This window comes from Sorangium sp. So ce1014 (assembly GCF_051521505.1).
GTDB lineage: Bacteria > Myxococcota_A > Polyangia > Polyangiales > Polyangiaceae > Sorangium.
Window position 1 is genome coordinate 12,123,282 of sequence record NZ_CP150356.1, and the last position, 14,855, is coordinate 12,138,136.

Sequence of the window (14,855 nt, forward strand, 5' to 3'; positions counted from 1 at the left end):
CACGGGAAATGAGCGGCTCGCCGCGAGCCCCGAGGTCGAAGCGCGCCTGGCGATCCAGCGGCTCCGGTTCGGCTCCGAGCTCGAGGGCCGACCGAGCTCGCTCGCGGTGGCGGGCGGCATCGTGAATCGGCTCGACGCGGAGCGTCGGACCCGACTCTACCCCTGGAGAGCCAGCCCGGTCCGCCAGCGGAACCAGGCAAGAGCGCTGAGAGATCCGATAAAGATTCGATCCAGATTTGATAAAGATTTGAAAGATTTGATAGAGATTCGATAGAGAATGACGAGCTGCGTCAAGGTACGTGGGAAATCACGTGAGTTATCGAGGCGACACCGCTTGATCGGGGCTTGACAACATGAGAGACATCAGCTTTTCTCAAGCAATGATGAGCACGCTTAATAGCTTGGTTTCGGCGAGGGCGTGTCGCCGCTATTCAGCGGTCGCGCTCCTCCTCGCCGGCCCGCTCGGTTGCTTGGGCAATCTGGGCAATGTTGACGGCACGCCCGCGGAGGAGGAGGAGGAGGAGAACAATCCCGATACCACCAACCCGCTGCCGACCGACGAGCCGCCGCCGCAGCCGCACGACATCCCCAAGGTGTCGGCCTGCATGGTCGAGGACCTCAGCACCCCCGGCCCGCGCATGGTGCGTCGCCTGACGGTGGACCAGTTCGAGGCCACCGTCCGCGATCTCTTCAGGGATCCGGGCGTCACCCTGCCGAGCATCTTCAACGATCCGCAGGTGCTCGGGTTCACGGCCGACGCGAACGCGCTGGTGGTCCGCGACCTGACCGCCCAGCAAATCATGGACTGGGCGGAGGCGACCGCCGAGTGGGCGGTGACGACCAAGCTCGGCAGCATCACGTCGGTCACCTGCAGGGCGACGGACGCCGCCTGCCGGGGCGAGTTCATCCGCGACTTCGGCCGCCGTGCGTTCCGCGAGAAGCTCTCGGACGACCGCGTCGCGTCCTACGACGCCCTGTTCGCGCCGGAGAAGACGTTCGAGGACGGCGCCAAGGTGGTCGTGAGCGCCATGCTGCAGTCGCCGTACTTCCTGTACCGCCACGAGATCGGGACCGAGGCCGGCGGCGCGGGCGTCTACGAGCTCGCCCCGCACGAGATCGCGAACAACCTCTCGTACCTGCTGACCGGGACCATGCCGGACGAAGCGCTGCTGCAGGCCGCCGACGACGCCGTCGCCCAGGGCACCACGCTGACCAGCGAGCAGATCTCCCAGCACGCGCTGCGCATCCTGGAGGACCCGGCGACCAAGCCGCTCGCCGAGGCGGAGATGATGCGGTTCATGCGCGGCTGGCTCCAGCTCAACCGCCTGGTCACCAGCGTGAAGGACAACACGGTCTTCACGCTCCCGGACGAGCTGCGCAAGGACATGATGTCCGAGACGCAGGCGCTCATCCTGGACACCGCGTTCACGCAGAACGGCACGTTCTCCAACCTCCTGCAGGCGGACTACACGTACGTCAACAGCGGCCTTGCGGCGCACTACGGCCTTGGCGGCGCCGGCGGCACCGAGCTGACCCGGGTGCAGATCACCCCCGGGCAGCGCGATCGGGGCATCCTGGCCCACGGCAGCTTCCTGACCGGGCACGGCGGCGCGAAGCTGTCCTCGCCCACCCAGCGCGGCAAGATGGTCCGCACCCGTCTCCTCTGCCAGCCGCTCGAGCCCCCGCCGCCCGGCGTCGACCCGAACGTCAAGCCCCTGGAGACCCCGGCGACCACGCGTGAGACGCTCGCGAATCACACCGCCGGTACCTGCAACGGCTGCCACAAGTACATGGACAACATCGGTGTCGGCTTCGAGCACTACGACACGTTCGGTCGGTGGCGGAACGACGAGAACGGGCTCCCCCTCGACGTGACCGGCACGATCATCGAGCCGCCCACCGGGTCGGATGTCAATTTCAGCGGCGCGACCGAGCTGGCCGACTACCTCGCGGCGAGCGAGGACGTCAAGGCGTGCATGGTCCGTTACTGGTCCTACTACGCGTTCGGCGGCACCTGGAAGGAAGACGGCTGCACGTACGAGAAGGTCCAGCAAGAGGCGGCGGTCGACGAGTACCGCCTGAAGAGCGTGTGGCTCGCGCTGACGCGCGCGCCGCACTTCACCCGCAGAGTCCAAGGTCCGTGACCCCACGGCTGCAAACAACGAAGAGATCGGTAGTCAGCGAAAGGATCGGTCATGCGCAGCCACAGCCGTAGGAACTTTATCAAGGGTGTCGGTGCCAGCCTCGGTGCCAGCCTCCTGTTCTCGCCCTTCTATGACTCCATCGCCAACGCGGCTCCCGGGAAGAAGCCGAAGCGGATCCTGATCTTCTTCACCATGGGGACGGCTCCCGAGGTCTGGAAGCCGAAGAGCGTCTCCGGTGAGACCCCCACGTTCAGCGATGCCACCTCGCCGCTCGAGCAGGTGAAGGAGCACATCGTGATGGTGGATGGCCTCCCCAGCGCGAGCCCCGGCAACAACCACGGGTCCGCCGACGGCATCACGGGGATGGGTTACCACAGCGCCGGCCCCTACGGGCTGATCTCGGTCGACCAGTTCATCCTGGAGAAGCTGAAGCCGGCGACGCCCATCGCCTCGCTCCTGCTCGGCGCCGACACGAGCGGCGGCAAGACGGGGTTCTACAAGAACAACAACCTGGTGCCCATCGGCTCCCCGATGTCCGCCTACTCGACCGTGTTCTCGGGGGTGGGGCCGACGACCCCGGTCCCCAACGACACCTCCGCCGAGGATCGGCTGCGCCGGCGCAAGAGCATCCTCGACAACCTCAAGGGCGAGATCACGACGCTCAAGGGGAACCTGGGCTCGGAGCAGAAGTACAAGCTGGATCTGCACCTCGAGTCGCTCCGTCAGATCGAGCAGCGGCTCTCGACCGCGATGCCCGGCGGAGGACCGGGGGGCGGCGGCTGCGCCGTCCCGACAGCGCCCTCCGGCGACATGACCAACGCGATGAAGGCCAACCAGCTTCATCTGGACATCCTCGTCGGCGCCTTCGCGTGCGACATCACGCGGATCGGGGCGATCCAGTGGGGCTCGGATCAGATGATGAACGTGAATCTGCCGGAGATCGGCCTGGCCGACGAGGAGCACAACGGCCTGATCCACGGCAACGACCCCGGGCACGTGAAGCTGATCAAGCTCGAGAAGTGGCTGCACGAGCAGTTCGTCGGCGTCATCAAGAAGCTGAAGGAGCTGCCCGAGGCCGACGGCTCCGGCTCGCTCCTCGACAACACGCTCGTCGCCTGGTGCCGCGACATGGGTGACGCGCCGGCGCACACGCAGAACGAGATGAAGTTCGTCCTGGCGAGCGGCAACGGCGGCTACCTGAAGACGAGCCCCGGCGGCCGGTTCATCCAGAGCAAGGAGCGGCACGAGCGCGTGCTGCTCAGCCTGTGCGACGCGATGGGCGTCACGGATTACGCCGGCTTCGGCGATCCGACCCTGTCGGCCAAGTCGCCGCTCCCGGGCCTGGCGGCTACCTGAGAACAGGGGGCGCGAGGCCCCCGCCGCGACAGGCGCGCCCCCACGCGCCTGTCGCGGCGAGCTCCGGGTGAGTGAGAGGGTCGTTCATGCGCAGCCATCATCGTAGAGCTTTTCTTCAAGGCCTGGGTGCCAGCGTAGGGGCCGGCTTCCTGTTCACGCCGTTCCTCGACTCCATCGCCCAGGCGGCGCCCGGGAAGAAGCCGAAGCGCCTCCTCCTGTTCTGCACGATGGGCACGGCGACCCAGATCTGGAAGCCCGCGAGCGTCTCCGGCGAGACGCCCACGTTCAGCGAGGCCACGTCGCCGCTCGCGGCGGTGAAGCAGCACGTCGTGCTCGTGGACGGCCTCCCCAGCGGGAACCCCGGGAACAACCACGGCGCCCCCGACGGCCTCACCGGCCTCGGCTTCAGCGGCGGCCCCGCAGGGCTGATCTCCGTCGATCAGTTCATCGCGGACAAGCTCGTCGCCGGCGGGACGACGACGCTCATCCCCTCGCTCCTGCTCGGGGCCGAGAGCACGGTGAACGGCGGGAGGTCGCCGTACTACCGCGCGGACAACCTGCCGACGATCGCTTCGCCCAAGTCCGCCTACTCGACCCTGTTCGGCTCGGCGATCCCGTCGAACACCTCCTCGGACGACGTGCTGCGCCGCCGCCGGAGCGTGCTCGACAACCTCAAGAGCGAGATCGCGACGCTCAAGGGGAACCTGGGCTCGGAGCAGAAGTACAAGCTGGATCTGCACCTCGAGTCGATCCGGCAGATCGAGACGAGGCTGTCGAACGCGTCCTCCGGCGAAGGCGGCGCCTGCAGCGTGCCCACGACGCCCGCCGGCGATCCGAGCAACCCGCTGGAGGCCAACCTCTTGCACATGGATCTCCTCGTCGGCGCGTTCGCGTGCGACATCACGCGGGTCGCCGCGATCCAGTGGGGCTCGGATCAGGCCATGAACGTCGAGCTCCCGGACATCGGGCTGCGAGGCGAGGAGCACGGCACCATGATCCACACCGGCGCCCCTGCGCACCTCGACCTGATCAAGCTGGAGAAGTGGCTGGCGCAGCGGTTCGTCGACCTCATCACGAAGCTGAAGGCGATCCCCGAGGCCGACGGCTCCGGGACGCTCTTCGACAACACGCTGATCGCCTGGTGCCGCGACATGGGCGACTCGCCGAACCACAACATGAACGAGATGAAGTTCGTCCTGGCGAGCGGCGAGGGCGGTTATCTGAAGACGAGCCCCGGCGGCCGCTACGTCACGAGCCACGAGCGGCACGAGCGCGTGCTGCTCAGCCTGTGCGACGCGATGGGCGTCACGAGCTTCAGCGGCTTCGGCGATCCGAACCTCCAGGCCAAGTCGCCGCTCCCGGGCCTGGCCGCGAGCTGAGACGGCCGGCGCGCGGCTTCCCCGGAGAGGCCTTCGCCGGTCACGTGACCGCGCCGGCGCTGCCATCGTCGATCCGTGTCCCTCGACCGGCGTACACTGGTCGTCATGACGACGAGCGCGCCGGCGGGGTACGAGGCGGAGCAACGGCGAGACGACCTGTCCGCGTACGCGCGGTACCTGGCCGCGATGGACGCGTCCATGCGCCAGAAGGTCGCGCTCACGGCCGCGCACCTCCTGTGTGAGGGCCGCGTCGCCGACATGGGGATGGGCTCAGGGCAGGGCAGCGCCGCGCTGGCCCAGCTCTATCCGCGCCTCGAGGTGATCGGCGTCGACATCGATCCCACGGTCATCGAGCTCGCGCGCCGCGCTCATCGACGCCCGAACCTCAGCTTCCAGCTGGGCGACATCGCCACGGCGGTCTTCCCGCCCGAGAGCCTCGACGGGATCTTCGACTCGTCGGTGCTGCACCACGTGACCTCGTATGGCGGCTACCGCCACGCGAACGCCGCCGACGCGCTGGCGGCGCAGGTGGAGCAGCTCGCGCCGGGCGGGGTGCTTGTGGTGCGGGACTTCGTCGACCCGGGGCCGGAGCCGGTGCTGCTCGACGTGCCCGCCGACGACGGCGACGACGGCCCCGACCCGCGCAGCGCCTCGACCGCGGCGCTGCTCGACCGGTTCGCCGGCGAGTTTCGCTCGCTGTCGCCGGAGCCGGGGTTCCCGCTGGCGCGCGTGGCGCCTGCGCCGTCTGGCGCGCTTCCCGCGCCGCGCCCCGGGTGGCGCCGGTATCGGCTCATTCACAAGCATGCTGTCGAGTTCCTGTTGCGGAAGGATTACCGCGCCGACTGGGAAGCCGAGGTCAAGGAGGAGTACACCTACTTCTCGCAAGCGCAGTTCGAGGCGCTCTTCGCCCGCCTCGGCCTGCGCGTGCTGTCGTCCACGCCGCTGCGCAACCCGTGGATCGTGCGCAACCGGTTCGCCGGCCGCTTCGAGCTCCGGGACGCCGCGGGCGCGCGGCTGCCTTATCCGCCCACGAACTACCTGATCGTCGGCGAGAAGGTGAAGGCCGGTCAGGGGGTCGCGTTCGGGCTCCGGCCGGCGGAGGGCCCTCCGCGGTTCCTGCGGATCGAGCATCACCAGGATCGCGCCACCGGATGCGTGTTCGACCTGGCGGCGCGACCCCACCCCACGCTCGACATCGTGCCGTTCTTCTTCGCCGGCGAGACGGCGTACGTGCTGGCGAGGACGAGCTACCCGCGGCCGATCGCGCACGCCTGCCGCGAGGAGACGCCTCCCCTCGACGGCAGCGGCCCGGCCGGCTACCTGGCCGAGCCGATCGCGGTGGTGCAGAGCGAGTTCCCGGTCGGGCACACGGTCGAGCGCGCGCTGGAGCGGGCGGCCGGCGTGCGGGCGGCGGCGATCCAGCGGATGATCCCGGGCACGACGTACTACCCGTCGCCGGGCGGCATCCTCGAGGAGGTGCGCTCGATGCTCGTGGAGGTCGAGCCCACGTTCGTGAACGCGCCTTCGGAGGACGTCTCCGGGTTCGGCACCTCGGGCCGCATCCGCGCCATCGAGGCGCGCCAGCTGCTGCGCGCCGCGCAGGTCGGAGGCCTGCCCGACGCGCGGCTCGAGCTGAACGTCTACGACCTGCTGGCGCGCTTCGGATTGCCGTTCGGGCCGTGGATCGGCGACGACATCGCGCTCCCCGAGGGGCGCGCCGATCCGCCCGGCGGGGGCGCGGCAGGCGCCGCCGACGCGGGCGCCGGCGGGGACGGCGGCGCGGTGGCCGTCGTGCGGCCGACGTCGCTGCGCGCCCTGCTCGAGCGCCCGAGCCGCCGGCGGTTCTCGCGGGTGGACCCGAGCGCCAGCACCGGGTTCCTCGAGGTGCGGCGCGCGCGCTTCGAGGAGCTGGCCGAGGGCGGCGCCGTGGTGGCCGCGCGCGAGCTCGAGTACGTGGTGCCGCGTCCGCTCGGCGCGCTGACCGTCTCGACCACGCTGCTCGCGCGCGCGCCGTCGGGAGAGGTGGTGCTCGGCGTGGACGACCATGACCTGCCCGCCGCCCAGAGCTTCTCGGGCAACAGCGAGCTCCTTGTCGCGCCGGCGTGGCGGCTGCCGCGGAGCGCGCGCACCCTCGCGGACGCCGAGGCCTTCGTGCGGACAAGGCTCCGGGTCGAGTACGGCCTCGAGGTGGGGGAGGCCGTCGAGCTCGGAGGTGCCTACCGCCCCTCGCCAGGGCTGACGCCGGAGCTCGTGCAGCCGCTCGCCTTCGTGGTCACCGCGGTCGCCGCGGAGGCGCCGGCGGCCCCGGCCGCCGCGGCGCCCCCGGTCGCGCCGGCGCCCGTCCCGGATCGGCGGCTGTACTGGGTGCCGCTGACCGAGCTGGTCGCGGGGCGGGAGCACCTGCCCGACGGTCACCTCCGGGTCGTGGCCCTGCGCGCCGCCCACGCGCTCGGCGCCGCGATCTCGCCGCCGCGCCCGCGGTGACGCGGCGCCGGAGCAGGCCCCGCGCTGTCGTGTCGGTCCGATAGGCCACCTCGAACAACACGGCACAGATCGTCCAGCGGGCTCCTCCCCTGGTCGCCCCATCCGCCAGCGTCTCCACGAACATCGATGCTTCGCCGCCCGGCGCGCGCCGGGTGTCTCCCTCAGGATGCCTCCGGGGAACGGCCGGGAGCGATCTCGGATTGTCACGGGCGGACAAACGTCTGTCTGCCGCGCCGGTGCGCGAAACGGACCCTCTCCCGGCGTCACGGATGAGCACAGGACGCCCTCCGGGCGCAGAGGTGGATTGCGTTCGAGCTGCCTGATGCCCGGACGCAGCAATCGCGTGCGATCGGCGGCGGTCCCGAGACATCAGCTGCATTCGTCGCGTCGCGCCCCTCTCGCGCGCATTCAGCGCGCCTTCGCGCGATGCGGCCGGGTGCTGACGCATCGAAAGGCTGGCACGCCGCGCGCTTACAGCGTCGCACATCGCCGGCGAAAGGCCGCCCCCGCGGCGCACAGCGGGACGGAAACCCCATGGACCTTATGAGCAATTCCCTGAAGATCGCGATGGCTGGCCTCTTGCCCACGAGCCGCTCCGTCCGCGGCGAGGTGCTCGGGCAGGACGCCCGCGCCGACGGCGGGCGGGCCGGCTCGTTCGTCGCGCTGCGCGCGCGCCTGCTCGCGAGCCCCAGCCTGGCCGGCGCGCTCAGCTTCATGCAGGGCACCACCCGCCCGTGGGAGCCCCACGAGCTCGCGGCGTGGCTCCACGAGCATGTTGTCGCTCCCGGCTGGATGAAAGCCCCGCGCGCGCTGCGCGAGCCGGGGGCGGAGACCGTGGAGCTCTGCGAGCTCGACGAGCGGCACCGCGAGGTCGCGGTGCTCACCGGGTGCGCGCGCCGGCGCGTGGCGCTCGCGCTGCTCGATTTCGTGGCGCCGAACCCCGAGCGCGGGTTCCTCCGCGCGGCGCTGTACAGCGCGCGCGTGCGGTGGAGCGTCGTCGGCGACCGCTCGGGCTGGCTCCCGGCGCCGCGCGAGAGCGACCTCCTGAGCGACATCGTGCTCAGCCTGTTCGCCGCCGAGATCCTCTCGGACGCGGAGCTCTACCGGAGCCACATGACGGTGTGCGCGGGGTGCGGCCGTGTCGCGTTCGCGCAGGAGGCGCGGCCGCGCGGCGCGGGCTGCCCGCGCTGCGACGGCGAGGTCCGGTGGCAGTCGCGCTGACACCGAGGGATCCTGCGCCGCGCCGCCGACGCCGCGCCCTCCCGGCGCCGCGCACGATGAGATTGCCTGCTCGCCCCGCGTGCGTGATCCAGGCGTCTCGAGCGGTATCTTCTCTTCCGAAGACAGCGATTCCGGCAAAGAGGGTGTCGGGGTGAATCGGCGGTGAACGAGTGCTGTGCTTGACGACTCGCTAGCGCCGCTCCAGGCTCGGCGCCGAGCCATGAGCCACGCCCGCCCCACGAGCGCCGAGATGGATGAGCTTGCCCACGCAGCGCAGCGCGATGGGTTCTGTTTGATCAAGGGTCTCCTCCCGAAGCGCCTGCTGCTCTCGTGGCGTGAGGCCTTCGCGCCGCTGCTCGACGCGCACGTCGCGCGCGAGGGGCACCTCAAGAACCGGGGGCCGGGTCGCTACTATGTGACGCTCCCGTTCAAAGCCCCCTTCGCGGAGCCGCGCATCTACGAAGACGAGACGATCCTGGGCGTCGTCGAGCGCCTGGTCGGGGCCGACATGACCCTGGTCCAGCTCGCGGCCGATACCCCGCTCCTCGGGTCCGATTACCAGGATGTCCACCGCGACACGCCACCGCTCTTCCCCGAGACCGGGGAGGAGACGCCTGCGTTCCAGCTCGCCGTCAACTTCCCCCTGGTCGACGTCACCGCCGAGAACGGCCCCATCGAGATCGCCCGCGGCACGCACATGCTCTCCAGGGCCGAGGGGATGCGGCGCCTCGAGCAGGGCGAGGTCGCGCTCGAGCCGGTCTCCATGGAGCTCGGCGACGTCATGGTCCGCGACGTCCGCGGCCTCCACCGCGGCACCCCGAACCGCTCGCGCGAGCCGCGGCCCATGGTGGTCATCGGCTACAGCCGCCGCTGGCTCTTCCGCCCGGAGGTCTCGATCCGGGTGCCCCGCGAGCGCCTCGCCCACCTGTCGGAGCGCGCGAAGCGCATGCTCCGCTTCAACCCCATCGTCGAGTCGCTCGACGGGCCCGAGGAGACCGAGGTCTACCAGGCCTTCGCGTACTGACGCGCGCCGTCGCTCGCGAAGGCCGCTCCTCGGCGACGTCTCGCCGCTCGGAGGCGCCGCCATGCGGCGTCATCTCGGCTCGTAAAATATTGTAATTATTGAAGATACTGGGATCAGGCAAGCGTGACGTGCGCGACCGCCAGATCCCTCAGCCAGGTGCGCTGCCGCCGCACGAAGACGCGCGTGGAGCGCACGATGGCCGGCGCGAGCTCTGCGGCCGGCAGGCCCCCTTCCAGGTGCTCGCGCACCTGCCGGTAGCCCACCGAGCCCATCGCCCGCGCGCCGCCGTAGCCGCGCGAGACGAGCGAGCGGACCTCGTCCACCCAGCCCTGCTCCAGCCACCCGGCGACGCGGGCCTCGATGCGGCGGTCGAGCTCGGCGCGATCCCTGTGCACCGCGACAAGGCGCGCGGCGTGCCGGCGCTCCCGGAAGCCGTGCTCGGCGTGCCACGCGCTCTGCGTCCGGCCCGAGCGCTCGTAGATCTCCAGCGCCCGGCTCACGCGCACGAGATCGTTCGGCGCGAGGCGCGCCGCGCTCGCCGGATCCACCTCGGCGAGGCGCGCGTGGAGCGCGGCGCGCCCCTCGGCCTCGGCGACGGCGCGGTGGCGCGCGCGCACCTCGGGGTCGGCGGGCGGCGCGGGCGACAGGCCGAAGACAAGCGCCTTCACCCAGAGGAACGTGCCGCCGCAGACGATGGGCACCCGGCCCCGGTCGCGGATGTCGCCGAGCGCCGCCTCCGCGAGCTCCGCGAAGCGCTGGGCGTCGATCGCCTCCAGCGGATCGGCCGCGTCGATCAGGTGGTGCGGCGCGCGCGCCCGCTCGGCGGGCGTCGGCTTGCCGGAGCCGAGGTCGAACTCCCGGTAGATCTGCACGCTGTCGGCGCTCACCACCTCGCCGCCGAAGCGCTCCGCGAGCCGGATCGCGAGCTCGGTCTTGCCGCTCGCCGTCGGGCCGACCACGACGAGCAGCTCGCCCGGCGACGGCGGCGCGATCGTCTCCCACGACGGCGGCGCGGCGGCCGCGCTCGCCTCCGTGGCGAGCTCGTGCTCCGCCTCGATCACCGCCGCCCCACGCGGTGCTCCAGCTCCGGCCAGCCGACGCGCATCACGATGGGCCGGCCGTGCGGGCAGTGGCCGGCGAAGTCGACCTCGTCGAGCGCCGTGAGCAGCGCGCGCGCCTCGTCCGGCGCCACCGGGTCGCCCGCGCGCAACGAGCCGTGGCAGGCCATCGTCGCCAGCGCGAGGTCCACCGCGCCGGAGAAGGCGCGCTCGCCCGAGTGGCTCAGCTCGTCCACGAGATCGCGCACGAGGCGCTCGGGCGCCGCGCGGCGGAGCAGCGTCGGCACCGCGTGCACCGCGAGCTGCGCCGCGCCCGCCGGGCGGACGTCGAGCCCGAGCCGCACGATCGCCTCCTGCGCCTCCTCGATCAGCGACACCTCCGAGGGGGCCGCCGGGACGATCACCGGGAAGAGCAGCTTCTGCGTCGCGACGTCGCGCCCGTCGTACGCCGCCCGCAGCCGGTGGAACGTCACGCGCTCCGCCGCCGCGTGCTGATCGAGGAAGTAGATCCCGTCGGGCCCCTCGCACACGAAATAGGTGTTGCGCACCTGCGCGAGGAACCGCAGCGATTTCCAGGCGAGGGCGCGCTCGGCCGCGGCGAGCACGGGCCCGCTGCCGGTCGGGTACGGGACGGGCGGCGCGCCCGGCGCGGACGCCGGCTGCTCGCCCGGCGCGCCCGGCGCGGACGCCGGCTGCTCGCCCGCGCCGCCGCCCCGCCCGGCCAGCGCGACGTCGGCCCACGCCTCGAGCTGCACCGGCGCACCCGCGCCGGTCGGCGCGGCCTGGGGGCGCGCCGGCGGGACCCCGCCGAGATCGCCGCCGAGGCCCCACGGGTCGGCCGGCGGCTCCTGCCGCTCGCTCGGCGCGCCCGCCGCGATCGGCTCCGCGGCGGGGCTGCTCGACCAGACCCAGGCCTCCGCAGGCGGCGGGGCCGCGTCCTCGAAGAGCTTGCCCTTCCGGCCCTGGAAGCCGCCGGGGGGCGGCGCGGGCAGGCCGAACGCCGCGGCCACCTGCGCGGCGACGATCTTGTAGAGCGCGTCGGCGACCGCGCGGCCGTCGGCGAAGCGGACCTCGGCCTTCTGCGGGTGGACGTTCACGTCGACGAGCTCGGGCGGCAGATCGATGAACACCGCGCCGATGGGGTACCGGCCCGGCTCGAGCACGCTGCCGTAGGCGAGCGCGATCGAGCGCGCCAGCGATCGGTCGCGCACGTGCCGGCCGTTCACGAACATCCAGAGCCAGCCGGCGCCCGAGCGGGCGCGCTCCGGCCGCGACACGAACGCCTCGACCGTCAGCGGCCCCCGCTGCCCCGCGCACGTCGCGAGCTCCTCGCCCGCGAGGATCGTGCGCGCCCGCTCCGCGCGGCTCGAGGTGCGCAGCCACTCCCGCGCGACGCGCCCGTCGCGCGAGAGGATCAGCGTCACGCCGGGCTCGCCGAGCGCGACCGCCTGCGCGATCTCGGTCACGTGCGCCGACTCGGTCCCGACGGCGCGCAGGAACTTGCGCCGCGCGGGGACGTTGTAGAAGAGGTCGCGCACCTCGACCACGGTGCCGGCGGCGCACCCGCAGGGGACGACCTGCGCCGCGCCGCCGCCCTCGATGCGGATCTCGGTCCCCTCGGACTCGCCGTCGCGCCGCGTGCGGAGCGAGAAGCGGCTCACCGAGGCGATGCTCGGGAGCGCCTCGCCGCGGAAGCCGAAGCTCTGGATGCAGCGGAGGTCGTCGAGCCGGGCGATCTTGCTCGTCGCGTGGCGGACCACCGCGAGCGAGGCGTCCTCGCGGCTCATCCCGGACCCGTCGTCCGCGATGCGCACCAGGCCGACGCCGCCCCCCTCGATGTCGACGCGGATGCGGCGCGCGCCCGCGTCGAGCGCGTTCTCGACGAGCTCCTTCACCACGCTCGCCGGCCGCTCGACCACCTCGCCCGCCGCGATCTGGTTGGCGAGGTCGTCCGGCAGGACGGCGACCCTGCGCCCCTCGGGCGTCGCGGGGTTCGATCGAGGATCCGCGCCGGCGATCCTCTCCGCGGTGCTCATGGCTCGTCGCGGGGGTCGACCGTCCGGGCGACCGCCTGGAAGTACAGCTTTGTGCGCTCCCGCGTCATCGCCAGCGCGGCGGACCCGAGGATGGCCAGCTCGAAGACCACGAAGCGCACCCGCTCGGCGGTCCACCAGAGGCCCGGGTTCGTGAGGCCCGCGCGCTCCGGGATGTCCGGCGGCAGGAGCGCCCCCGCCTGCGCCACCATGTCGATCCAGGCGCCGCGGACGCCCCGGGTGAGCGCGTACTCGACCGCGGCGAAGGCCAGGTTGGCGAAGAGGACCTGGAGCACGAAGCCGCGCGTGCCGGGCCGCCCGCCGAGCGCCAGCCCGCTCGCGATGACCAGGAGCCCGCCGAGGAGCACCTTCCCGATGCTGAGCGGAAAGGAGACGTCCTGGTGCAGGCTCAGGGCGCGCGCCTGGGCGGCCTCCAGCACGAGGTACGTGAACTGGAAGGGCTCGCCGTGGTCGCGCGCTTGCTCGGCCACGGCCATGACGTCGGGGGCCATGCCGCCGCGCAGGTACATGGCCGTTTCGCATCCGGCCAGGAACCCGCGCACGCCGATGAGCCAGGTAAGCAGCATGGCGGCGACCAGGTACCAGGGGCGCAGCGAGCGCGGGCGCGGAGGTCGGTGCGAGTCCACGTGGAGGCTGCCGTGTAGCACGTTCTGCGATCTCGCGCGCTGTCTTCCTACCGTCTTCCTTCGGTCTTCCTTCCGTCTTCCTTCCGTGCCTTACCTGCGGATCGCGGAGCGGGTAGCCTCGGAGCACGAGGTGCCTGCGCGCCGGCGCAGGTGGCGCGGTGCGGCGGGGCTGTACTAGAACTTCGAGGACGAGGTCCTGGTGGCGAAGAGCAAGAGCGAGGCGCGAACGAAGCGAACGAAGGGGACCGGTGCGCCGCAGCCCGCGGGGACGGCGAAGGCGGGCCTCCTGCCCGGGTCGGAGGACGAAGGCGCGGGCCTCCGCGCTGACACGGCCGCGGCCCCCCGACCCGCCGCCAAGCGCCGCGCGCGCGCCTCGGCGAAGGGCGCCGGGAACGCGCGCGGCGAGGCGCAGCCCGCGGCCGGCGATGACGACGACACACGCGAGGACGACGACGACGACGGCGACGGCGACGGCGACTCCCCGCCCGAGAGCGGCGCCGCGCGGGCCGGCGACGCCGACGATGGCGACGTCGTCGAGGTCGTCGGCGAGGTCGTCGGCGAGGTCGTCGACGACGCGAACGTCGATCTGAACGACATCGAGCTCCCGCGCGTCGCGCGGGCCAGAGCCGGCGAGGGCCGCGGCGGGGACGCGGCGCTGTCTCGCACGGACCCGCTGCAGGCCTACCTGCGCGAGGTGCAGCGCCACCCGCTGCTCACGCCGGACGAGGAGAAGGAGCTGACGGTCAAGTACACGAAGACGCAGGACGTCGCGACCGCCGCGCGGCTCGTGACGGCGAACCTGCGGCTCGTGGTCAAGCTCGCGTACGAGTACCGGCGCGCCTACAAGAACATCATGGACCTCATCCAGGAGGGCAACATCGGCCTGATGCAGGCCGTGAAGCGCTACGACCCGTACCGCGGCGTCAAGCTCTCCTCGTACGCGGCCTGGTGGATCCGCGCGTACATCCTCCGGTTCATCCTCAACAACTGGCGCCTGGTGAAGCTCGGCACGACGCAGGCGCAGCGGAAGCTCTTCTTCAACCTCAACAAGGAGAAGGCGAGGCTCTCGGCGATGGGGATCGAGCCGACGGCGGCGGAGATCGCGAAGCGCCTGTCGGTCGAGGAGAAGGAGGTGGTCGACATGGACCGCCGCCTCTCGAGCGGCGAGGCGTCGCTCGACGCCCCGGTCGGCGATCTCGAGGGCCGGACGATCCCGCGCGTCGAGCTGCTCGTCTCGTCGGGGGCGAGCCCGGACATCGCGTTCGAGGCGAGGGAGATGGGCATGCTCGTCCACGATCGGCTCTCGAAGTTCCGCGAGACGCTGAAGGGCAAGGACGTGATCATCTTCGACAAGCGCATGGCCGCGGAGGACCCGCTCACGCTCCAGGAGCTCGGCAACGAGTTCGGCATCTCGCGCGAGCGCGTGCGCCAGCTCGAGGCGCGGCTCCAGTCGAAGCTGCGGACGTACCTGCAGGAGGAGCTCGGCGACGCCGTCGAAGCGGGCTAGGC

At 71.9% G+C, this 14,855-nt stretch carries 10 protein-coding genes; 7 read left to right on the top strand and 3 right to left on the bottom strand.

The window, feature by feature from the left end; translation table 11 throughout:
- Positions 1 to 380 precede the first annotated feature (380 nt).
- From WME75_RS45680 to WME75_RS45705, 6 genes are all read left to right on the top strand, one after another.
- Entirely contained in the window at positions 381 to 2,144 is a 1,764-nt protein-coding gene (locus tag WME75_RS45680; RefSeq protein WP_437484646.1) for a DUF1592 domain-containing protein, read from the top strand.
- Positions 2,145 to 2,195: 51 nt separating this feature from the next.
- Positions 2,196 to 3,500 (top strand): DUF1552 domain-containing protein, encoded by a 1,305-nt coding sequence (locus WME75_RS45685; RefSeq protein WP_437484647.1) that lies wholly within the window; start codon positions 2,196 to 2,198, stop codon positions 3,498 to 3,500.
- A gap of 86 nt (positions 3,501 to 3,586) precedes the next feature.
- Positions 3,587 to 4,879 (top strand): DUF1552 domain-containing protein, encoded by a 1,293-nt coding sequence (locus WME75_RS45690; RefSeq protein ID WP_437484649.1) that lies wholly within the window; start codon positions 3,587 to 3,589, stop codon positions 4,877 to 4,879.
- Between the two features lie 105 nt (positions 4,880 to 4,984).
- A complete protein-coding gene (locus WME75_RS45695; RefSeq protein ID WP_437484651.1) occupies positions 4,985 to 7,363 on the top strand; it encodes a methyltransferase domain-containing protein in 2,379 nt (792 codons plus the stop codon).
- Between the two features lie 543 nt (positions 7,364 to 7,906).
- The gene (locus WME75_RS45700; protein ID WP_437484653.1) at positions 7,907 to 8,584 is read left to right on the top strand and encodes a hypothetical protein; all 678 of its coding nucleotides are present in this window, start codon (positions 7,907 to 7,909) and stop codon (positions 8,582 to 8,584) included.
- 220 nt (positions 8,585 to 8,804) lie between these two features.
- Positions 8,805 to 9,608 (top strand): phytanoyl-CoA dioxygenase family protein, encoded by an 804-nt coding sequence (locus tag WME75_RS45705; RefSeq protein WP_437484655.1) that lies wholly within the window; start codon positions 8,805 to 8,807, stop codon positions 9,606 to 9,608.
- A 113-nt stretch (positions 9,609 to 9,721) separates the two neighbouring features.
- On the opposite strand, the gene miaA is transcribed toward WME75_RS45705, so the two are convergent.
- Genes miaA through WME75_RS45720 form a run of 3 tightly spaced genes read right to left on the bottom strand, consistent with a single transcriptional unit; the run spans position 9,722 to position 13,286 of the window.
- Complete coding sequence (gene miaA, locus WME75_RS45710) at positions 9,722 to 10,669, bottom strand: tRNA (adenosine(37)-N6)-dimethylallyltransferase MiaA (protein WP_437484657.1); 948 nt, start codon at positions 10,667 to 10,669, stop codon at positions 9,722 to 9,724.
- On the bottom strand, positions 10,666 to 12,702 hold the full coding sequence (gene mutL, locus WME75_RS45715) for a DNA mismatch repair endonuclease MutL (protein WP_437484659.1): 2,037 nt from the start codon (positions 12,700 to 12,702) through the stop codon (positions 10,666 to 10,668). Before mutL ends, miaA begins: the two co-directional genes overlap by 4 nt.
- Positions 12,699 to 13,286 carry a hypothetical protein gene (locus tag WME75_RS45720; RefSeq protein WP_437484661.1) on the bottom strand — a complete coding sequence of 196 codons (588 nt, stop codon included), beginning with the start codon at positions 13,284 to 13,286 and terminating at the stop codon, positions 12,699 to 12,701. Before WME75_RS45720 ends, mutL begins: the two co-directional genes overlap by 4 nt.
- A gap of 259 nt (positions 13,287 to 13,545) precedes the next feature.
- Between WME75_RS45720 and WME75_RS45725 the strand changes: the two genes are divergently transcribed.
- The gene (locus tag WME75_RS45725; RefSeq protein WP_437484662.1) at positions 13,546 to 14,853 is read left to right on the top strand and encodes an RNA polymerase factor sigma-32; all 1,308 of its coding nucleotides are present in this window, start codon (positions 13,546 to 13,548) and stop codon (positions 14,851 to 14,853) included.
- The last annotated feature ends 2 nt before the right edge of the window (positions 14,854 to 14,855 follow it).

Bases quoted from the DNA above. Each gene is read 5' to 3' on its own strand.
- WME75_RS45700 (WP_437484653.1), top strand. From the start codon at position 7,907: ATGAGCAATTCCCTGAAGATCGCGATGGCTGGCCTCTTGCCCACGAGC.
- WME75_RS45685 (WP_437484647.1), top strand. From the start codon at position 2,196: ATGCGCAGCCACAGCCGTAGGAACTTTATCAAGGGTGTCGGTGCCAGC.
- WME75_RS45690 (WP_437484649.1), top strand. From the start codon at position 3,587: ATGCGCAGCCATCATCGTAGAGCTTTTCTTCAAGGCCTGGGTGCCAGC.
- WME75_RS45680 (WP_437484646.1), top strand. From the start codon at position 381: ATGATGAGCACGCTTAATAGCTTGGTTTCGGCGAGGGCGTGTCGCCGC.
- mutL (WP_437484659.1), bottom strand. From the start codon at position 12,702: ATGAGCACCGCGGAGAGGATCGCCGGCGCGGATCCTCGATCGAACCCC.
- WME75_RS45705 (WP_437484655.1), top strand. From the start codon at position 8,805: ATGAGCCACGCCCGCCCCACGAGCGCCGAGATGGATGAGCTTGCCCAC.
- WME75_RS45720 (WP_437484661.1), bottom strand. From the start codon at position 13,286: ATGCTGCTTACCTGGCTCATCGGCGTGCGCGGGTTCCTGGCCGGATGC.
- WME75_RS45695 (WP_437484651.1), top strand. From the start codon at position 4,985: ATGACGACGAGCGCGCCGGCGGGGTACGAGGCGGAGCAACGGCGAGAC.